This is a genomic window from uncultured Candidatus Puniceispirillum sp., assembly GCF_963979125.1.
In the GTDB taxonomy this organism is placed as follows: Bacteria; Pseudomonadota; Alphaproteobacteria; order Puniceispirillales; family Puniceispirillaceae; genus Puniceispirillum.
On record NZ_CAXBVX010000004.1, the window covers coordinates 16,608 to 37,317 of the forward strand.

21 protein-coding genes and 1 other RNA gene are annotated in these 20,710 nt (G+C 47.2%); 8 read left to right on the forward strand and 14 right to left on the reverse strand.

All coding sequences use genetic code 11. The features are described 5' to 3' along the window. Positions 1–20 precede the first annotated feature (20 nt). The 3 genes from ABNT28_RS01070 to hflK form a co-directional block, all read right to left on the reverse strand. A complete protein-coding gene (locus ABNT28_RS01070; protein WP_332924239.1) occupies positions 21–1,508 on the reverse strand; it encodes a DegQ family serine endoprotease in 1,488 nt (495 codons plus the stop codon). A 155-nt stretch (positions 1,509–1,663) separates the two neighbouring features. Beyond that, on the reverse strand, positions 1,664–2,551 hold the full coding sequence (gene hflC / locus ABNT28_RS01075) for a protease modulator HflC (protein WP_332924238.1): 888 nt from the start codon (positions 2,549–2,551) through the stop codon (positions 1,664–1,666). Between the two features lies 1 nt (position 2,552). After that, on the reverse strand, positions 2,553–3,680 hold the full coding sequence (gene hflK / locus ABNT28_RS01080; protein ID WP_332924237.1) for an FtsH protease activity modulator HflK: 1,128 nt from the start codon (positions 3,678–3,680) through the stop codon (positions 2,553–2,555). Between the two features lie 178 nt (positions 3,681–3,858). On the opposite strand from hflK, the gene ABNT28_RS01085 reads away from it, so the two are divergent. Further along, positions 3,859–4,956, forward strand: coding sequence for an Mrp/NBP35 family ATP-binding protein (locus ABNT28_RS01085; RefSeq protein WP_332924236.1), 1,098 nt, complete (start codon positions 3,859–3,861; stop codon positions 4,954–4,956). Positions 4,957–4,971: 15 nt separating this feature from the next. Here the strand turns inward: ABNT28_RS01085 and ABNT28_RS01090 are convergent, their stop codons facing one another. Together ABNT28_RS01090 and ABNT28_RS01095 are read right to left on the reverse strand one after the other, a co-directional pair. After that, positions 4,972–5,535 carry a dihydrofolate reductase gene (locus ABNT28_RS01090; RefSeq protein WP_332924235.1) on the reverse strand — a complete coding sequence of 188 codons (564 nt, stop codon included), beginning with the start codon at positions 5,533–5,535 and terminating at the stop codon, positions 4,972–4,974. A gap of 8 nt (positions 5,536–5,543) precedes the next feature. After that, positions 5,544–6,338, reverse strand: a complete 795-nt coding sequence (locus tag ABNT28_RS01095) for a thymidylate synthase (RefSeq protein ID WP_332924234.1) — start codon at positions 6,336–6,338, stop codon at positions 5,544–5,546. A gap of 115 nt (positions 6,339–6,453) precedes the next feature. Between ABNT28_RS01095 and ssrA the strand changes: the two genes are divergently transcribed. The 3 genes from ssrA to ABNT28_RS01110 all read left to right on the forward strand — a co-directional run bounded on the left by ssrA (position 6,454) and on the right by ABNT28_RS01110 (position 9,082). Continuing rightward, positions 6,454–6,841, forward strand: a transfer-messenger RNA (tmRNA) gene (gene ssrA, locus ABNT28_RS01100). Positions 6,842–6,909: 68 nt separating this feature from the next. After that, the gene (locus ABNT28_RS01105; RefSeq protein WP_348720867.1) at positions 6,910–7,398 is read left to right on the forward strand and encodes a ClpXP protease specificity-enhancing factor SspB; all 489 of its coding nucleotides are present in this window, start codon (positions 6,910–6,912) and stop codon (positions 7,396–7,398) included. Between the two features lie 76 nt (positions 7,399–7,474). Further along, positions 7,475–9,082, forward strand: a complete 1,608-nt coding sequence (locus ABNT28_RS01110) for a fumarate hydratase (RefSeq protein ID WP_332924232.1) — start codon at positions 7,475–7,477, stop codon at positions 9,080–9,082. A gap of 9 nt (positions 9,083–9,091) precedes the next feature. Here the strand turns inward: ABNT28_RS01110 and glcF are convergent, their stop codons facing one another. The 7 genes from glcF to ABNT28_RS01145 all read right to left on the reverse strand — a co-directional run bounded on the left by glcF (position 9,092) and on the right by ABNT28_RS01145 (position 16,219). Continuing rightward, positions 9,092–10,381, reverse strand: a complete 1,290-nt coding sequence (gene glcF, locus ABNT28_RS01115) for a glycolate oxidase subunit GlcF (RefSeq protein ID WP_348720868.1) — start codon at positions 10,379–10,381, stop codon at positions 9,092–9,094. Positions 10,382–10,395: 14 nt separating this feature from the next. Next, on the reverse strand, positions 10,396–11,598 hold the full coding sequence (locus ABNT28_RS01120; protein ID WP_332924230.1) for an FAD-binding protein: 1,203 nt from the start codon (positions 11,596–11,598) through the stop codon (positions 10,396–10,398). Between the two features lie 63 nt (positions 11,599–11,661). Next, positions 11,662–13,149 carry an FAD-linked oxidase C-terminal domain-containing protein gene (locus ABNT28_RS01125; protein WP_348720869.1) on the reverse strand — a complete coding sequence of 496 codons (1,488 nt, stop codon included), beginning with the start codon at positions 13,147–13,149 and terminating at the stop codon, positions 11,662–11,664. Between the two features lie 180 nt (positions 13,150–13,329). Continuing rightward, complete coding sequence (ykgO, locus tag ABNT28_RS01130) at positions 13,330–13,455, reverse strand: type B 50S ribosomal protein L36 (protein WP_009604061.1); 126 nt, start codon at positions 13,453–13,455, stop codon at positions 13,330–13,332. A 173-nt stretch (positions 13,456–13,628) separates the two neighbouring features. Next, positions 13,629–14,189 carry a hypothetical protein gene (locus ABNT28_RS01135; protein ID WP_348720870.1) on the reverse strand — a complete coding sequence of 187 codons (561 nt, stop codon included), beginning with the start codon at positions 14,187–14,189 and terminating at the stop codon, positions 13,629–13,631. A 129-nt stretch (positions 14,190–14,318) separates the two neighbouring features. Further along, positions 14,319–14,957, reverse strand: coding sequence for a peptide-methionine (S)-S-oxide reductase MsrA (gene msrA, locus ABNT28_RS01140; protein WP_332924516.1), 639 nt, complete (start codon positions 14,955–14,957; stop codon positions 14,319–14,321). A gap of 62 nt (positions 14,958–15,019) precedes the next feature. After that, positions 15,020–16,219, reverse strand: coding sequence for a phosphoglycerate kinase (locus tag ABNT28_RS01145; protein WP_332924515.1), 1,200 nt, complete (start codon positions 16,217–16,219; stop codon positions 15,020–15,022). A gap of 215 nt (positions 16,220–16,434) precedes the next feature. Between ABNT28_RS01145 and ABNT28_RS01150 the strand changes: the two genes are divergently transcribed. Beyond that, positions 16,435–17,160 (forward strand): FkbM family methyltransferase, encoded by a 726-nt coding sequence (locus ABNT28_RS01150; RefSeq protein WP_332924514.1) that lies wholly within the window; start codon positions 16,435–16,437, stop codon positions 17,158–17,160. 134 nt (positions 17,161–17,294) lie between these two features. Then, positions 17,295–18,377: a hypothetical protein gene (locus ABNT28_RS01155; protein WP_332924513.1), complete on the forward strand. Its 1,083-nt coding sequence runs from the start codon at positions 17,295–17,297 to the stop codon at positions 18,375–18,377. On the opposite strand, the gene ABNT28_RS01160 is transcribed toward ABNT28_RS01155, so the two are convergent. After that, positions 18,374–18,763 (reverse strand): DUF6165 family protein, encoded by a 390-nt coding sequence (locus tag ABNT28_RS01160; protein WP_332924521.1) that lies wholly within the window; start codon positions 18,761–18,763, stop codon positions 18,374–18,376. The genes ABNT28_RS01155 and ABNT28_RS01160 overlap by 4 nt on opposite strands. Positions 18,764–18,974: 211 nt before the next feature. Between ABNT28_RS01160 and ABNT28_RS01165 the strand changes: the two genes are divergently transcribed. Further along, positions 18,975–19,709, forward strand: coding sequence for an AzlC family ABC transporter permease (locus ABNT28_RS01165; protein ID WP_332924512.1), 735 nt, complete (start codon positions 18,975–18,977; stop codon positions 19,707–19,709). Next, on the forward strand, positions 19,706–20,020 hold the full coding sequence (locus tag ABNT28_RS01170) for an AzlD domain-containing protein (RefSeq protein WP_332924511.1): 315 nt from the start codon (positions 19,706–19,708) through the stop codon (positions 20,018–20,020). The genes ABNT28_RS01165 and ABNT28_RS01170 overlap by 4 nt, the downstream gene beginning before the upstream one ends. A 74-nt stretch (positions 20,021–20,094) precedes the next feature. Here the strand turns inward: ABNT28_RS01170 and ABNT28_RS01175 are convergent, their stop codons facing one another. Then, positions 20,095–20,694: an amino acid synthesis family protein gene (locus ABNT28_RS01175; RefSeq protein WP_332924520.1), complete on the reverse strand. Its 600-nt coding sequence runs from the start codon at positions 20,692–20,694 to the stop codon at positions 20,095–20,097. Positions 20,695–20,710 lie beyond the last annotated feature (16 nt).

Sequence of the window (20,710 nt, forward strand, 5' to 3'; positions counted from 1 at the left end):
TTATATCGTTCAGTATCCGGCTATTCTGCTTTATCGGCAAAACCAATCTGCACAAACCGTTCACGGCCATCTCGTTCTACCAAGATGAGGATGCCTGATTTGCCGCCGTTTTCTGCTGCCTTAATATCTTTGGCAAGGGCAAGGGCATCATCAACACGACGTTGGCCATAGCGTCGAATGATGTCACCCGGGGCAACACCTTTATCTGCCGCTGGACTTCCCGGAATAACGTCAACAACTACAACGCCTTTCAATTCCGGATCAATACTCAGTTCCTCGGCCAGTTTGGCATCAAGATCCTGAACTGACATGCCCAAGCTTCCAAAGCTCTGCTTTTTACCAGGTTCGGAGTCCGAGTCGCTGTCGACAAGCCCAACAAGTTCGGCCTTTTCAAGCTCACCTAGCTCTACCATCACTGTCATTTTCTTACCTTGACGGAACAGTACGACATCAACTTTTGAGCCAATATCTGTTTCAGCAACGATGCGCGGTAAATCCCGCATACGCTCAATGGCTTTGCCATCAAATGTTAAGATCACATCGCCTGGCTCAACACCCGCGACAAAGGCAGGGCTGTTTTCATTCACTGTCGATACCAAAGCACCCGCAGCTTCTTCAAGCCCCAGAGACTCAGCGATGTCTGTAGTTACTTCCTGAATAAATACACCTAGCCAACCTCGGCGCGTCTTGCCAAATTCGGATAGCTGATCGGCAACACGGCTAGCCAAATTTGACGAAATGGCAAATCCAATTCCAACCGATCCACCTGATTGCGAAAAGATAGCTGTATTAATACCAATCACTTCGCCTTCAACATTGAAAAGTGGCCCGCCTGAATTACCGCGGTTGATTGATGCATCCGTTTGGATGAAATCGTCATAAGGTCCATTCCCGATATCACGACTACGCGCAGAGACAATACCTGCTGTCACCGTTCCACCAAGACCAAACGGGTTGCCAATCGCCAATACCCAATCACCAACACGCAAAGCGTCTGAGTCGCCGAATTTGACTGATACAAGCTTTGTATCACCAGGCTCAATTTTCAATACAGCAATATCGGTCTTCTTGTCCTGACCTAGCACCTTGGCCGTAAAGCTGGTTTCGTCAGACAAAATGACCCGAATTTCTTCTGCATTTTCAATAACATGATGGTTGGTGACGACAATACCTTTGTCATCGATAATAAAACCTGATCCCAACGACTGGGCACGTCTTTTACGGTTGTTATCACCAAAATTTTTGAAAAACTCTTCAAAAGGTGAGCCTGGCGGAAATTGAGGCATTTCCATGCTTTGCCCATCATTGACAATGGTCGTGGTTGAAATATTGACCACCGCTGGTGATAGACGCTCAACTTGATCTGCAAAACTGTCTGGCCGTTCACCAGCACCTGCCATGCCACCAAACAAGTTGACGGACATGAACATAACAACAAATAACGTAACGCCGGGCTTCACAAAGTCAGCACGCATGCTTGCTGCCGACCGCACCAAATTGACTAACATTCTTGATATCTCCTTGATAAACCCCCGTAGAATGGATGAGAAAACAATACATATTTCCTCATCCAATCAGGATTAACCCACTTTATGAAAGGCTATACAGGTCAAACTAGGCATATATGATGACCAAAAAATGGCAACATCATGTTTATGACGATCTAGTTTGATGTCTTACCAGTCATACCATCTTTGTTCTTGAAGAACCGGAAAAAGCTACTGTTAGGTGAGATGACCATTGATGTACCACTATCGGTCATAGACTTGTCATAGGCTTCCATCGACCGGTAGAAGGCAAAGAACTCAGCGTCCTGTCCAAAACTATCGGCGTAAATACTGATAGCCTTGCTGTCACCAGCACCGCGTGTTTCCTGCGCTTCACGTTTGGCTTCAGAAATAATCACCGTACGGGTTTTTTCAGCATCAGCACGGATCTTCTGCGCTTCTTCTTCACCTGTCGCACGAAACTCCTTAGCTTCCCGCTCACGCTCGGACTTCATCCGGTTAAAGATATTCTGACTTGTGGCTTCCGGGTAATCAGCACGGCGTAACCGCACGTCAATGATCTTAATGCCAAGCGATGATACAGACTCGTTCACTTCATCACCAATTGAGCGGGTGATGTCATTTCTTTGACCTGTCAGAATCGATCCCAAGGTTTCACGACCAAGAGCCCGACGAACAGATGAGTCGATGATCGCTTCAAGACGGCCACGCGCACCAAGTTCGTTACGTACTGTTTGGAAGAACAACAAAGGGTCTTCAATCTTGTAGCGCGCATAGGCATCTACCTGCAAACGCTTCTGATCTGATAGAATGACCTCTTCGGCATCCTGTGGAATCAAACTCAATACACGCTTTTCGTAAAAGACGACGTCCTGAATAAACGGAAGTTTGAAAGCAAGGCCTGGTTCCTGAATAGTGCGCTTAGGCTCACCAAACTGAATGACTAGGGCTTGTTGGGTTTGATTGACTGTGAATAGTGAACCATAGGCTACTATTCCCAAAACACCAACGATGACAAGACTTATAAAACGTAGAGATGCCATTTTAGTTGCCCCCTGACTTTTTGTTTAATTCATTTAGCGGCAGATAAGGCACGACGCCGTTACCAGAAGAACTCTCGTCAATGATTATCTTGTCAACATTGCTGAGAATTTTTTCGATCGTTTCAATATAAATACGCTCTTTGGTTACATCTTTGTTCTGTAAATAGGCTTTGTACACCTGATCAAAACGTGACGCGTCACCTGTTGCCCTGTTTACAACCTCGGCTTCATAGGCTTGCGCCTCTGCAACAAGCTGGGCAGCTTCACCTCTTGCCCGTGGGACAATGTCATTACGGAAGGCATCTGCTTGGTTCTTGAGCTTGTCTCGATCCTGCCTTGCCCGTTGCACCTCGTTAAAGGCGTCAATAACGTCGGCAGGCGGGTCAACCGCCAAAAGCTGGACATCACGCACACGCACACCGGCTTTATATTCATTAAGCAAGTCTTGTAATTGTTGGCGCGCTTGCACTTGGATTTCCTGACGACCTTCAGTCAAGACTGTTTGAATTGTCGTACGTCCAATGATTTCACGCATCACCGCTTCTGCGGCAACCTTGATTGTTTCATCAGGCTCAGCAAGATTGAACAAATACTGACCTGCATCTGACACGCGCCAGAAAACAACAAAATCAATATCGACAATGTTTTCATCACCTGTAATCATCTGGCTTTCATCGGCAATATCCCGACGCGACGAACTGCTGCCGCCAACATCGCGGTAACCAACCTCGATACGGTTATCACGGGTGACCTCGGGGGTCAGAACAGTTTCAACCGGAAACGGTATGTGATAATGCAATCCTGGGGCTGTGGTACGAACCCATTCACCAAAACGTAAAACCACACCTTGCTGTTGCGGGTTAACACGGTAAAAACCGGTAGCCGCCCAAATGCCAGCAAAAATGATAAGAAGAAGAATAAATGAGCGTCCAGAAGATTTGCCGCCCCCCGGGATAATACGGCGTAAAGCGTCACGACCCTGCTGAACAAGTTCATCAATGTCTTGCGGGGGTTTTCCGCCGCCACTTCCACCTTGTCCCCAAGGTCCACTGCCGCCGTTATTTCCACCATTGCCGCCGCCTTGTCCCCAAGGTCCGCCGCCATCATTGCCTTGATTATTCCATGGCATAATATTTGTGCTCCGTTTCAAAAATTCACGCCAACTATAAGCTAATCAGGCACTAATGCCTAATAAACTATGGTCAGCTCGGTAGCATATGCCCTGTTTGCCTTGTAAATAGCTGAACAAAGGCTTATGTCACCATTCAATAGACAACATATTTGTATCGGAACGGTTTATTTCAAGCATGACAAATGAATTGAATGACATAAAAATTCGTGAAGCGCTGGCCACTGTAACGGCATCGGGCGCCGACACTGACATTGTTACCGCCGGCGCGGTTTCTGGCATCGTCATCAAAGATGGTCATGTTGGGTTTTCAATTGAAATTGACCCTAAAGATAAAGACACTGCCGAGCCGTTGAAACGAGCTGCCGAAAAGGCCGTGTTAGCGCTTGATGGCGTTTTATCTGCCACCGCTTTATTGACCGCACATCAGGCAGGATCAGCACCGCAGACCCCGCCTCAAAACGCGCCACAAGGCGATCATGGTACACTTCAACCTGCAACGCATGTCATTGCTGTTGCCTCAGGTAAAGGCGGTGTTGGCAAATCTACCACAGCCATAAATTTAGCATTGGCATTGGCCGAAACTGGCAAAAAGGTTGGTATTCTTGATGCCGATATCTATGGCCCGTCACTACCGCGCTTGATTGGTGAAAACCGAAAGCCTGAAAGTGACGGCAAGAAAATCAAGCCGATTGAGGTGTGGGGCTTGCAGACTATGTCTATCGGCTATCTTGTGGCCGAAGAAACCCCAACAATTTGGCGTGGTCCCATGGTTATGAGCGCGCTAGAACAAATGCTTCGTGACGTGTCATGGCATGGTCTGGATATTCTGGTAATTGATATGCCACCTGGTACTGGCGATGCCCAGCTTTCACTGTCACAACGCGCATCACTGGCTGGTGCCGTTATCGTGTCAACGCCTCAAGACCTTGCTTTAATTGATGCGCGCAAGGGATTGAATATGTTTAAAAAGGTAAATGTGCCACTTTTAGGCATTGTGGAAAATATGAGCTTCTTTACATGTCCGGACTGTGGGGGACGACACAATATCTTTGGTAATGGCGGTGCAGCCGCCGAAGCCAAAAAGCTGGGCGTGCCATTCCTTGGTGAAGTGCCGCTAGAGATGGATATTCGCGAAACCTCGGATGCTGGCAAACCAATCGTCGTTAGCGCGCCAGATAGTCCGCATGCTGATCATTATCGCAAAATTGCCAATGGTGTGCTGGACGCATTGGACATCGGCAAGGCCGCCGCCCCTAATATCGTTTTTGAATAGCTATTGTCTGGCTGACTAGGCGATCAATTCGCGGGGTGTTGCCAGCCGCGTTAACGTTTCATACCGAAACGCGGGCGCGTCATCGCTGACAGCTATATCTGCCTCAATAACATTGTGCCAGTCAGCTGGATTAATGTCGGGAAAATAGGCTGGGCTTGCGCCGCCATCTGGCAAAAGATCAACAATCGTCATTTCAATCCGATTACAATACTCCAACCCTTGTTGATAAATCTCACCGCCACCAAATAGAATGATGTTGGGCTTCGCCGCTTCAGTGGCGTTGATCCAGTCGATTGAGGCCGCGATAGCAGCAGGCATATCAGCAACAGTATGCGCCCCTTCGGCAGTCCAGCTTGGATCACGTGTCATCACGATACTTGCCCGCCCGGGCAAAGGCCGGCCAATAGAATCCCACGTTTTGCGTCCCATAATCAACGGGCACCCCATAGTCAGCGCCTTGACGCGTTTCAGATCATCGCGCAGATGCCATAGCAAACCAGCCCCATCACCGATGATTCTGTTTTTTGCCATCGCCACAACAGCTGTCATCTGGATAGCCAGACCGTTCGTTTCAGTCATTATATCTCCTAAACAGCAATAGGCGCGGGAATATGCGCCTGCGCGTGATAATCGACAATTTCAAAATCATCAAACGTAAAGCCATCAATATCTTCTGGCCGATTATGAATGAGAAGCCTTGGCAGCACATCCGGAGTTCGTGAAAGTTGCAGGCGCGCCTGATCAAAATGGTTTGCGTAGATATGTGCATCGCCCAACGTATGGACAAATGTACCAGCCTCAAGATCGCAGATCACCGCAATCATATGTGTCAGCAAAGCATAGGACGCAATATTGAACGGCACGCCAAGAAAAATATCCGCACTGCGCTGATATAGCTGGCAAGATAGGCGACCATCAGCGACCTGAAACTGAAACAGGCAGTGGCATGGCGGGAGTGCCATATTCGGAATATCTGCTGGATTCCAAGCTGACAGAATAAGACGACGCGATGTTGGGGTGTCGCGAATCATCCGGATCAACTCGGCAAGCTGATCAATTTCACCACCATCAGGCGTTTTCCAGCGTCGCCATTGCTGGCCATAAACCGGACCCAGATCACCTTTCTCATCCGCCCATTCATTCCAGATCGAAACGCCATTTTCCTGTAAATAGCGAATATTGGTGTCACCGCTTATGAACCATAGCAATTCGTGGATGATTGACTTGAGATGTAGCTTTTTGGTTGTCATGGCCGGAAAACCATCGGCTAAATCAAACCGCATCTGATGCCCAAAAACAGCTCTTGTTCCTGTCCCTGTTCGGTCATCACGATCAATACCTTCGTCCATAACACGAGCAAGTAGGTCAAGATATTGTTGCATCAATAGTCATCCCTTGAATGTGGCGCAGAAGGCATAGCGGATTGCTTGATAAAATGCCATGTACACCCAACAAGGGGCAAGCGCTTTATAGGCAATAACATACTATAGCAAAACTAAGCTTCCATTGCGTGACTATTAGCCCTATATTAAGGGTGCTGGTTTTCCAGCTATGGCGATAAACGTGCTGTGTAATAAGCAGAGCGGACCCGGGGGCGGTACCCGGCGCCTCCACCATATCAGCTCACCCCTTTAGTTTTATAAAATTGGGTCAATCAGGAGCTGATAGCATGGGGGCGAAATAGGATCGACGCATGTAGTAAAGGCAGTATTTTCGTTCGGTATGGTACCCACCGTTATCGGGCCATGTAGTAGTTGCAAATGACAACACTGCTCCGGTAGCAATCGCAGCCTAAAGGCAGCGGGAGTAACCGATCTTAAGTCCAGATTGATTGAGCTCAGTCTGGCGGGGTTTGGGGCGCACCTGGCAACAGAAGCGTTCCGCTTATTTTAGAGTAGATCGCAAAGCTGGCTCGACTTATTATAGCCTGAACAATTAGAAAAGGCGCCACTTATGGAAAATGATGACGGCCAGCATGTTGGGCTAAATTACGAGCTTCTGGTTGAAGACGCATTGCGCTCGGTCGTTCGTGGCTCTTTGCTTATTGCGCAAAAAGCTGGCCTACCAGGCGACACGCATTTCTATATCAGCTTTAAAACTGATTATCCGGGCGTCGAGCTGGCTGATGATTTGAAGCTCAAGCACCCTGACATCATGACCATTGTTCTCCAGCATCAATATGCCGATCTTGAAGTTGATGATGACAGTTTTTCCGTCACCTTGTTTTTTGGGGGAAAACCATCGCCAATGATCGTTCCCTTTGCATCGGTTACGGGTTTTAATGATCCGTCGGTTGGTTTTGGTCTCCAGTTTGGTGCGCTTGACGAAGATAATGATGATCTTGGAGATGATGAAACATCATCAGGCACCAAGGATGGTGGCAATGAAGAGACTACGGCTGATGTGGTTTCACTAGATACATTCAGAAACCGCCCAACGTAAATAACTAACTGTTTTTGATTGCTTCTAATTGTTAGCTTAACACGAGTGTAATTGTTTATCATTCAGGATGAAGATAATGGCTGATTTTGCTTATAGCCCGATGTTTCCGGTTGGCGCTGATGACACCGAATATGAATGTATTTCCAGCAAATATGTAAAACTTGTTGAGCTTGATGGTGAAACATTCTTGCGCGTTGATCCGGCGGCGTTAACCCTTTTGGCCGAACATGCTATGCGTGATATTTCGCATTTATTGCGCAGTAGCCATCTTGGGCAGCTTGCCGTTATTCTGGAAGACCCCGAAGCCAGTCATAATGATCGTTTTGTTGCCCTGGAGATGTTGAAAAACGCAGTTGTGGCGGCGGATGGTCTTTTACCCATGTGTCAGGACACCGGCACAGCCATTGTCAGCGGTTATCGTGGTGATCATGTTCTGGTCGATGGTGATGATGGCGAAGCGCTTTCTCGCGGCATCTACAACACATATCAGACTAGTAATTTACGTTATTCACAACTAACTGCACACAGTATGTTTGAAGAAAGCAACACCGCAACGAATCTGCCAGCGCAAATTGATATTAGTGCCAGCAAGGGACTGGAATATAAATTCGCCTTTATCCAAAAAGGGGGTGGTTCAGCAAACAAAACCTTTTTGCACCAGAAAACCAAGGCTGTTTTAAACCCGGACAGTTTGCGCGAGTTTATCCGCACAGCGATACTGGAATTGGGCACATCTGCCTGCCCCCCCTATCATCTGGCGATCGTCATCGGTGGCACGTCAGCCGAAATGACAATGAAAACAGTCAAAATGGCGTCGATCCGCTCTTTGGATTCTTTGCCCTCAACAGGTAATGATCTAGGGCATGCCTGGCGTGACAAAGAATGGGAAGCTGAAATTCTGAAGATCACACGTGAGCTTGGCATTGGCGCACAATTCGGCGGCAAATATTACTGTCATGATGTCCGTGTCATTCGACTACCGCGTCATGGCGCGTCCTGCCCGATTGGCATTGGCGTTTCCTGCTCGGCTGATCGTCAGGCGCTAGCCAAGATCAATGCAGATGGCCTGTTTATTGAAAAACTTGAACGTGATCCAGCAAAGTTCTTGCCAGAGGTCGAGACCGATACAGCAACACATGTCGTCAACATTGATCTGAACCAGCCAATGGCAGATATCCTAGCAAGCTTGACCAAGCATCCGGTTGAAACACGCCTATCCCTCACTGGTCCCCTTATCGTCGCGCGTGATATTGCCCATGCAAAATTACTTGAGCGTTTAAACGAAGATGGCGCATTACCGGACTATATCAAAAATCATCCTGTTTATTATGCTGGCCCTGCCAAAACGCCAGAAGGCATGCCATCCGGATCATTCGGCCCCACGACAGCTGGACGCATGGATTCCTATGTCGAAACTTTCCAGAAAGCAGGCGGCTCTATGGTCATGCTTGCGAAAGGCAACCGTTCGCGCCAAGTCCGCGAGTCCTGTAAAAAATACGGTGGCTTTTACCTAGGCTCCATTGGTGGTGCTGCGGCCAAATTGGCTATTGAATCGATCAAAAAGGTCGAGGTTCTTGAATATCCCGAACTGGGCATGGAAGCCATATGGCGGATTGAGGTCGAAAACTTCCCAGCTTTCATCATCACAGATGATAAAGGCAACGATTTTTTCGACATTGGTTAATCTGCTAATTCAGGGCTTTGGCCCACCGCTTGCCCAATCGATAAACTGGACTGTATGGCGCACAGGCAATGCGGTATCATCAAGCTGGGCAATACAGCCAATATTTCCGGCTGCCACATAATCTGCGCCCGTATTGACCAGACTGTCTTTTTTACGCGCTTTCAAACTGTCTGCCATATCTGGTTGTAAAATATTATACACACCAGCAGATCCACAACATAGATGGCCATTTACCGGTTGACGTACGTCAAAGCCAGCATGCCGTAAAAGGTTTTGGGGCAGATCATGTATTTTTTGCCCATGCTGTAGTGAACAGGCTGAATGATAGGCAATGACAGGCCTCGCGCCATCTTTGATAGGCGTGATTATGTCATCAATGCCAATGTCATTTATAATTTCCGAAATATCCTTGCACAGCGCAGATACATGCCTTGCCTTGGCCGCATAAGCAGGATCATCAGCCATGACATGCCCATAATCCTTAACCATCGTTCCACAACCAGACGCATTAGCAATAATAGCATCTACACCTTGGTCATTAATTTCTTCGTACCAAGCATCGATCGCCAAACGGATGGTTTTATGCGCAAAGTCGGTTTCACCAATATGTTGCGTCAGGGCGCCACAGCAATGCGCTTCGGCACGCACAACCACCTCAACACCAAGCTGGTTCAAAACTCGGATTGTGCTTTGGTTAATGGCCGGATCCAGCGCCCGTTGTGCACATCCTGCCAACAGCACAACACGCATAATCGGCTGGCTTTTATGCGCTGAAAAAATCTTATTTTGTGATCCAATCATGTCTAGTTCTGGCAGCGTTTGCGGTAATTTATTCAACGCCGCCTGAAGCTGACGTGGCAGAAATGGCGCAAAAAGACGTCCCAAACTAGCGAAACGCATCATCATGTGAAACCGACCCGCATAGGGAATAACCATGCCAAGCATTCTGCGCATCAATTTATCGCCAAGGCCACGTGGGGCGACCAAATCCATTTTTTCACGCCCAATTTCAAGCAGATGAATATAGTCAACACCAGATGGGCATGTTGTCATACAAGACTGGCATCCAAGACAACGATCAAGATGATAGCGCGTATCTTCAGATACCGTTTGTGGCGATTCCAATAATTCACGCATCAGCCAGATACGCCCACGCGGACTATCGCGCTCGTCACCTGTCTCTACAAAAGTCGGGCATGTCGCCGTGCAAAAGCCGCAATGCACACATTTGCGCAAAATGTCGTTGGCGTCCTTGATTTTTGGATCGCTAAGCTGTTCAGGCGAAAAATGTGTTTGCAAGACAGTAACCTTCCTTAAATGCCATCATGCATGCGGCCAAAATTCAACACGGATTTTGGATCAAAAGCAGCTTTTACACGTTTATGAAGCTCAAACATTGATGTTGCCAATGGCTGAAATGGTGACACATGGGCTTTGCTATCCCCCACATCACGCATCAACATTGCAAAGCCGTCTTGCCCCAAAGCCGAACGAACAGCACCGCCAAAATTTTTATCTGATACCCCCGATAGCCAGATAAGCCCACCAGCCCAATCAGAATAGAAATCAAATGCAACTTGTTGGCGCAATTTATCCAGAAACCCTGCGGCTATCGAAGGGGGGCATGATATTTTCCAGACATCGGCTGGCATGCCAGCCAAAAGGTCAACATCACGAATTTTCTGCCACAGTTTTTTCGATTTGCCATGATCCAGCTTTTCGCCAGTTGCATTGGCATTCAACAGATGCATTGCACGGTCATTGACCGATACCGCAATACCTTCAAGCCGGACAACAATTATCATTGGCGCGTTCATGTCGATACGCGCGTCTTTGGCAATGTTATGTGGCAGAATGGCTGCCGACCCCGGTTCATGCGGAGTTGCAAAGATATCGGCAATCATGCTTGTTGCTTGTGCCATATCATCGGCTGGGAATAAAAGCGAAAGGCTGGTTTCTGGGCGTGGCAGGGTTTTCAGCGTTATTTCGTCAACCACCGCTAACGTGCCGAATGAGCCACAAATCAGCTTTGACAGATCATAACCAGTCACATTCTTGACGACCTTGCCGCCTGATTTGAATAATTCGCCGCGCCCTGACACGGCTTCAAAACCCAGCATGAAATCACGCGCCGCCCCTACTGTCAGCCGCCGTGGACCTGACAGGTTGGCGACCATGACACCACCTATCGTGCCTGCATCACCGCCTCCAAGAAGTTTGCCAAAATCTGGAGGATCAAAAGCCAGCATCTGGTTTGCATTTGTAAGCAAAGTTTCAACATCGGCCAATGGCGTTCCGGCGCGCAATGTTAGAATCAGTTCTTCTGGTTGATAATCAATGACACCAGCCATCTTAGTAACATCCAGCACGGCGTCAAAATCACCTGCATGCCCCAACGCTTTTTTGGTGCCTGTTGCGCACACATCAAGGCGCGTATTATCCGCGATCGCCGCGCTAATAATGTCGCGCACATCGGCCAGATTATGTGCCGTAAAAGATGCTAATGAACTAGCCATGAAACTTTGTCTCGCTTACTTTTGAAGTGACGGTCAAAAATACTATGACGCCTATAATAGCCTCTAAAATCTTGGCAGGTCGGCATGTGGCATCTTGCCTTTATGCACATGAAGTCTGCCAAGTTCAGCACAGCGATGAAGATGTGGAAACACTTTGCCAGGATTAAGCAAGTGATCAGCGTCAAAAGCACATTTTAGCCGTTGTTGTTGCTTCATATCATCTTCGGTGAACTGAATGCCCATCAGGTCGCGCTTTTCAATGCCAACACCATGCTCACCTGTCAAAACACCACCCATTTCGACACAGGCACGCAGAATATCACCACCAAAATTTTCTGCACGCTCAAGCTCGCCAGGTTCATTCGCATCAAAAAGAATCAGCGGATGCAGATTGCCATCACCAGCATGAAACACATTAGCAACACGAAGGCCATATTTCTGACTTAGTGACGCCATCCGGATCATCATATCAGGTAGGCGACGACGCGGAATTGTGCCATCCATACACATGTAATCAGGTGAAATACGCCCCACCGCAGGAAAGGCTGATTTACGCCCAGCCCAGAAAAGTGTGCGTTCTTCTTCTGATTGGCTGACCTTGATTGATGACGCCCCCGCATTCTTCATAATCACTTCAACACGGTCAATCAGCGTATCCACTTCAACCTCTGGTCCATCAAGCTCAACTATGATCAGCGCGGCGGCTGAGCGGGGATATCCAGCATTGGCAAAATCTTCGGCGGCATTAATGGCCAAACCATCCATCATTTCCATACCAGCCGGGATAATGCCGGCACCAATAACATCACCAACAGCCTTGCCAGCAGATGTGGTATCCTCAAAGCCAACAAGCAAAGCTCTGCGCGTGGCGGGCTTTTGCAAAATACGCAACGTCACTTCGGATACAATGCCAAGCAACCCTTCAGAACCTGTCATGATGCCCATCAGATCATAATCACCCGCATCAAGATGCTTTCCACCAAGACGCAGAATTTCACCTTCAATGGTCACAATTTCGATGCCAAGCAAATTATTGGTGGTCAGACCATATTTCAGACAATGCACGCCACCTGAATTTTCGGCAACATTGCCACCAACGGAACAGGCAATCTGACTAGACGGGTCAGGGGCATAATAAAAGCCATGATCCTCAACAGCGTTGGTAATGGACAGATTGGTAACGCCTGGCTGGGCAACAACACAGCGGTTATCGTAATCAATGTCTAAAATTTTGTTAAATTTGCCTAGCCCCAGAAGAACCGCATCGGCTAATGGTAATGCACCGCCCGACAATGACGTCCCTGCACCACGCGGCACTACCTTTACACCATTCTGATGGCACCATTTCATCACATCGGCGATCTGGTCAACAGTTTCAGGCAAAACAACAGCTAGGGGAAGCTGGCGATAGGCAGACAGACCATCCGAGTCAAAAGCACGCATACTCTCTATCGAATCAATCACACAATCAGCTGGAATAATCGTCCGCAAGGTGGCGCAAATTTCATCGCGCCGCTCAATCACATCATTATCAGGTTCAGGCATATGCATCTGCCGCACTCCTTATGCAAAATTCCCTACGCCTCTATAGCGCACCATCTCATCACAATAAACCACCCGATTTAAGGGTATATCTTGGACTGATTTAGCCGATTTTTCAAAAAATTATTTCAAATAAAAACGGCCGGGTTTCCCCAGCCGCATCATACATTATTTTCAAGAAAGAATTTATTATCCCTGACGCGCCTTAAAGCGAGGATTCTTTTTGTTGATTACGTAAAGCCGACCGCGACGACGCACGACCTGGCAGTTACGATCACGAGACTTCAATGTCTTTAGCGAACTTGCGACTTTCATAATCCTGACTCCGATTTTGACAGCTATAAGCCATCTATTCAAAAAGTTACAAGCGCTCAAACCAACACAGCACAGCGCCTAATCTTTTTTCAAACTCAACAGGCGCGGAAATTAGCATCTGGTTATCGATAGGTCAATGCCCTAAAAGCCAAATTAGAAGTTATTACATGCCTCTAGTTTATGTCACCAGCTGATGGTTTATTTTCTTGTGCATACATGGAAATTCCAAAATTAGCTGATTTTGTCATTTTGTTTGTCATCAATTCATCAGCGGCAAATACATTATCAAGCCTAACAAGTGTTTCTATATCAATGTTTGTCAACTGCGCTTGTGCATATATGATTTGTACCCGCGACGTAATCTCATCTGCATGCGTCATAGACCTTGCGATGGAAACCGCTTGCTGAATTTGATCAGGTGTTAATTCATAATTATCACTAATAGCTCTCTCAACAGCACCACTAATCACATCAATAATTTGCGGGTTAGATTTTTCCTTTAAATGTATAATTGGAATATGCGTAACGACGTCGCCGACTTTGACATACAGATGACCACTATCAATATCAGCGGCGTGGCTGAGCTGCGCACCCCCTAACAGCATTACAGCTATTATTGTTGCGACAATACATGCACCCATTCGCTTACAGAGGCTCACAAATGATGCAAAGTCAGGGTTAACGTTATAATTATGAAGGTATAACCCTACCCTAAAAACGTTTAAGCCAACCATTATCAATCTCCACTTATTCAATTGGTCATGAATAAATGGATTAACTTTTTACACTAACTTTTTTATGATTATCGCAGTGTTTGACTGACCCTTATGAACAGCCTGCCCCAAACCACTTATCCAGACCTATTAAATTACGCACGCAACGCCAGTCCCTTTCAGGCCACAATAGCCGTTTGGCACCTTATGCAAATATTGCTGGTGATAATCCTCAGCGTAATAGAATGTTGGCGCTAACCTGATTTCGGTTGTTATGTCGTCATTTCCGGCCTTCTTTAGCGCCTGTCCATAAGCTGTAGCAGATTCCTGAACCACAGCTAATTGTACCGCATCATCAGCATAGATAACCGAGCGATATTGCGTGCCAATATCATTACCCTGACGATAGCCTTGCGTTGGGTCATGGGCTTCCCAGAAAACCTTCAGCAATTTTGACAAATCAACGATTTGTGGGTCAAACACAACAAGCACAACTTCACTATGTCCGGTTTGCCCTGAACAAACTTCTTCATAAGTTGCATTAGGGGTTTTGCCACCTGCGTAACCAACAGACGTTGAATAGACACCGTCAATTGCCCAGAAAAGACGTTCAGCACCCCAAAAACAGCCAAGGCCAAAAACAATTTTCTGAAGATGCGCAGGAAACGGACCTATTGTAGGTGTACCCAGCACACAATGCGGATCACCGGCAAAAATGGTATTAGCCCGACCTGACAAAGCTTCGGTAGTTTCAGGTAACCTTGATTTGAATGGATTCTGAAATATCATCTTAATCTCCACCAACTTAAATGCTTTTCATGGTTTGCGATCCAACTAAATGGGATGCAACATTAACGAATGCGTAACGCTGCAACCCCTGGCAATGTCTTGCCTTCCAGCCATTCCAGAAACGCACCACCAGCCGTTGATACATAACTGAATTGGTCACTGACACCTGCATTTGCAAGTGCCGCCAATGTATCACCACCGCCAGCCACGCTCATCATGCCACCACTTGCTGAGCGCATGCCAACAGCTTTTGCAATCGCATTGGTCGCTGTATCAAAAGGAGGGATTTCAAAAGCACCCATCGGACCGTTCCAGACAACAGTGCTACAACTTGCCAGAAACGCTATGGCTGTATCTATCGCTTTTGGCCCTGCATCCAAAATCATATCATCATCTTTGATAGCATCGATTTCAGCAACACGATGCGCCGCACCAGCTTTAAATTCACTAGCAACCAAAGCATCATCGGGCAGGATTAGCTGACAATGACTTTCTTCTGCGCGTTGCATGATAGCGCGGGCAATATCAACCATATCAGGTTCGGCCAACGAAGCCCCTACAGCAACCCCCTTGGCAAGCAAGAATGTATTCGCCATCCCACCCCCCAGAATAAGGCCATCGACCTTGGTAACCAGATTGTTCAGCACATCAAGCTTGGTTGACACTTTGGCACCACCGACAAGCGCTGCCACTGGCCTTTTTGGATTAGCCAGTGCCGATTCCAAAGCTGTCAATTCAGCCCCAAGTGCGCGACCAGCCGCCGCTTTCATCATTTTTGGCAAAGCCTCAACCGACGCATGCGCACGATGCGTACAGGAAAAAGCATCACCTACATATAGATCGCCAAGTGCCGCAAGTGCCGCCGCAAAATCTGGATCATTCGCCTCTTCGCCAGGGAAAAACCGCAAATTTTCCATCATCAGAATTTGCCCAGCTTGCAAATTTGCTACAGCGGTTTTACCACCAGCACCAATCACATCGGCCTCGACTGCCACGTCCATATCTATCAACTTGGTCAAGCGATCCGCTATTGGTTGCACTGAAAATTCGGGCATCACCTTGCCTTTTGGCCGTCCAAAATGGGTCAGAATAATGACCGCCGCACCAGCAGAAAGCATATCTTTTAGCCCAGGTAAAATGCGCCGGATGCGTGTATCCTCACTAACCTTTCCATCTTGCAAAGGCACATTCAGATCAAGCCTGAGAAGCACGCGCTTTCCAGTTACATCTAGCTCATCAGCAAATAAAAAAGGGACTGTCATTATTCATCTCCATCCGAGCAGGCCTGCCATCGCATATGTGGAAACATCCAAAAGCGATTTATGTTGGTCAAGCGTAGGCACATCACTATATCTTCACGAGGTACTTATTAAACGATTTATCGCCTGGCAGAAACCTAGATTTTCGCTTTATTTGGCATTTGCTTTGCTAGCATGCTAATGCCAGTGATATTTCTAATATGATCGGAAAATTATTTATGTTATCAAGTGTTAGTCATTTTATTGGACGTATTTTCCGCCTGTTCCCAAATGTTATGCATATCCGGACAAAACAGGTCGAAGCTAAATTTTTTGTACCCTATTTCAGTCATTACGTGGCTCAGGATTTGACGCAGATGGCCGCAGGGAAACGCGAACCAGAGCTTTATAGCTGGATCGATAATTTGCCAAAACATGCCGTATTTTTTGATATTGGTACCAATTACGGACAGGAAAGCGTTTGGGCGTCCTCGCTAAAAGATAAAAATGTCACTGTCGTTGGATTTGACTGCGGATTACTTGGCGCCCATTTCTGTGCCTTGAACAGTGTTTTGAATGACAACCGCTTTTCCTTTGTTTTTGCCGCTGTTGGTTCAAAATCTGGCGATTTGATTGATATATCTACTAATTCTGATACGCACATCCGGGGTTTGCATAAAAAAAATGTGCCTTATGCCTATCAAGTGCCAAGCATAGCGCTTGATGACTTTGTAACGCACAGCAAGTTGGTACCAACACATTTGAAAATTGACGTCGATGGAGCCGAGGTGGGGGTTTTACAAGGCGCCCAAAAACTGCTTGAAAATGATGTCCTGCGTGAAATTTTCATTGAAGTAGAACGTGACAATCTTCATCTTATCGACATGCTCCAAGAGCATGGTTTTGCCATTAAATGGCATCGCGACAAACCCCAGAATAGTGAATATATTTTGACGCGAAACTAAGCTTTAGAAACCCTATCGAAGCTAAAATACGATACCTTTCTGCTTATTTATGATAAAACACTAAATTAGTTACTTATTATTAGTTGCATCGATGTCGTCTGACGTTGTGAAGACCATCGACCATATGGCGTTTTATGATTACTAGCAGTGTTTGCAATCCGGATTCAAAGCCTGCATTCCAGCACAGCATTGGTTTTGTGGCTGGCGGTATTGGCGACCAGATTTATCATCTGACGCAACTCAGAACGCTGGCTACCGCAAGCAAAGGCGGAGTCATAGATATTGCCTGCATCCATCCAAACCAGATTGGGCAACTGCTTGCTAACAGCCCCTGGGTTGGCAAGATTATTGATGCACGCCCGCTTCGGCGTTATGTACCTGGCATTCGTGGTCAGGCAGCTGTTGATGCCATCAAAAAACAATCCTATGACACCGCCTTCTTTCTGCATCGGTCAACCAGTTTCAAAATTGCGGCAATGGTCGCTGGAATCAGCTATCGGGTTGGTTTGCATGGTCATTGGCTTGATCGGCTCATTTTGAACCAGCATTTTAGCCGCGCCAGTCAGGAACGCGGTGACTTATGGGGACATCGCCCCTTTATTGGGGCAATTGACGATTTTGTCGCCGCGAGTGGCTTATCGCTTGACGATAAAACGCCAACCATTCTTCCATCCAGAAGTTCCCTAGCCGAAGCTGATGCAATGTTGGCACCTTTGTCTGGCCCGATCATAATGCTGAACCTGTTTGCAGCTGATCCGATGCGGCGCTGGCCTATCAGTGCCGCATTACATTCAGTTCTAAAACTGGTTGAATCGACTGGTGGCACCTTCATTCTGAACGCTGGGCCAGATGCCCGTGCCTATCACGAAGAATGCATGACAAGCTGGAAAGCCCTGACCATCTCTAAAAACAGTCGCATACAAAAATCTTTGATTAATGGGCTGGATCACAATCCATCTATGGCAAAAGATGTGGCATTATATCATCGTGCAGATTTCTATGTTGGCGTGGATTCATTTACCGCCAATCTGGCACTTAATTGCAATTTGCCCGCATTGATCCTGTTTGCCCGTGAAAGCGATATATTGCGTTATCGATCGATAAGCGAGCCTGTCTCAGCAACAAATGATGGGGATATTAGTTCCATTCCAACAGACAAAATCATTGCTGCCTTTGACAAGCTATCAAAGATCACAAAGATAATGCCAAATATCTAGCTGAATGTTTCATCCCGACTGTAATCCTCATAGGACTTTTCTTCGACGATGACCGAACCCGTGGCTAGGTTAATCTGTTTTTTGATATGCGCGCGCTGATCATTAGTGACATATACAGCTCTGGCAAGCTCGATGAACCGTGGTCCAAAATCACCTTTTGATTCTTCAATGCGGATATCATCTTCAATATCCCATAATGCTTTATTGACTGACTTTAAATTGCCAATCAACGTGATCATGTCATCTGCTAAAAACACGTCGCCCGACACAAGCGGGCGCAGATGCGATAATTCCGTCTCGACATTGGCCAATTTCGCCGTGTCATTGATATTTTCCAACTTGATTTCAAGAATGGTGATCTTATCCAGCACTTCACCAACTGACATAGGCACATTGAGCAACACGACACTAGCCTTTCGCCGTTATGTTAATGATCGCATCTTATTCGATTTGGATTTATGCGCAACCTAATAGCGGCGACCAGCACTTTAAAATGCTATATTGGATACTTGCAAGTTTCGTTAAGATAGATGTATTTGTTGCCTGTTACACAAAACAGATATAATCCATCTAACACTGACACAAAATACAGATTTCATGCCAAACAAAACCACGACATCATCCAAAGACGAATTCTGGCACGGCGTGCGCGACGAACTGCCCATGATGCTGGGCGTCATCCCATTTGGCCTTGTTTTTGGCGTGCTGGGCATTTCCAGCGGATTAACGCCACTTCAAACCATTCTGATGTCGTCAATTCTGTTTGGCGGAGCCAGTCAGGTGGTCTTTGTACAATTATGGGCCAGCAATATTCCAGCATTGGTGGTTGGCGGGTCAGTTGGTGTTGTCAATTTACGCCATGCACTATACAGCGCCTCAATGGCATCCTATCTGCGCCCTCTCCCGCTTTGGTGGCGCGTTATTCTTGGCTATTTGCTTACCGATGAGGCCTATGCAATTTCAATACGGCGTTTTACGAATATGCCACCCAGCCACAATCAGCATTTTCATCTTCTTGGTGCGGGGCTGACATTATGGATTAGCTGGCAATGCGCAACCATAGCCGGTGTGCTTGCAGGCGCAACCATTCCTCCTGAATGGTCGCTTGGCTTTGCCATTCCACTGACCTTTATTGCCATAGTTGCCCCTTCAATCAAATCCCGCGCCGATCTGGTTGCCTGCATCACCGCAGGCACCATCGCCATTATAGGTCAGGATTTGCCTTTCAAATCATGGATTGTGCTGGCCGCTTTTGGCGGCATTGCTAGCGGATGGGGCGTTAAAACCCTGATAAGACGCCAGCAGACACATGAAACAGGAAAGCGGTCATGATCTGGATTGTTATGATTGCCACCGGATTAATCAACTTTGCAACGCGCTTTAGCATGTTTTCAGGTTTCGCGCCCAAACAGTTGCCAAACTGGCTTGAAGATGCGCTTGGCTTTGTGCCTATTGCTGTGCTGACAGCGATCATTGCTCCGGCTGTACTGTTTAATGAAACGGGGACAATCACCATAGTCGATAACACGCGTGTCTATGCGGCACTTGTGGCAATAATCGTCGCTCTCATCACGCGTTCGGTTCTGGCCACAATTTCCACGGGCCTTATTGCGTTATGGACACTGACCTATTTTGGACTCTAGGTATATCAAATATGTCTTGTCTTTGGCGTATGCTGGCAGATAACCAGTCAACAAATCACAATATCGTGAACATTTTATACACCGGCAGGATTATCCACATCATTTCCCATTTCGGCAAGATCCTGATACCGGTCACCAATGCGATGATGTGGCCGTCCAGTCGTTGCGCCGCCAAGTGCTACCAGAATCTCATCAGGTCCTGGCGCGTCATTGATCGCAAATTGCAATGTCAGGTAATGTGACCGCCGTCCCGCATCGATTTTATCCATCATCGGAATGGTAATGGCGGTATTGGCTGGGCCACGTAAATTGGTAAAACTTAGATAAGATTTTGCCCCTACCGCTTCACGGAAGAAATTGCCAAAGCGCAATGTATGCGTTACCCCAGACGCGTGTTCAATCTCACCATTCATGCCCACAATAGCTGCCTTGCCATAGGCTTCGATTTTATCGCCACCACCTGCCATGTCAACAACGCGCGCGCTCAGCATTTCGCCAATCACCGGCGCAATTGCTTGAATACCGGGTCGTAAATCTTCGACAAATTTTCCTGCCCATGGATTTGTAAATACCGCCGCCGCCGCAAACATACGCCATGGCTCAGCCGCGGCCTTAAAACCTTCAATGAAGGTGGTGTCTTCATAGGTAACGATTTTCCGGATTTCAGGAGTGATATTATTATTCGACATG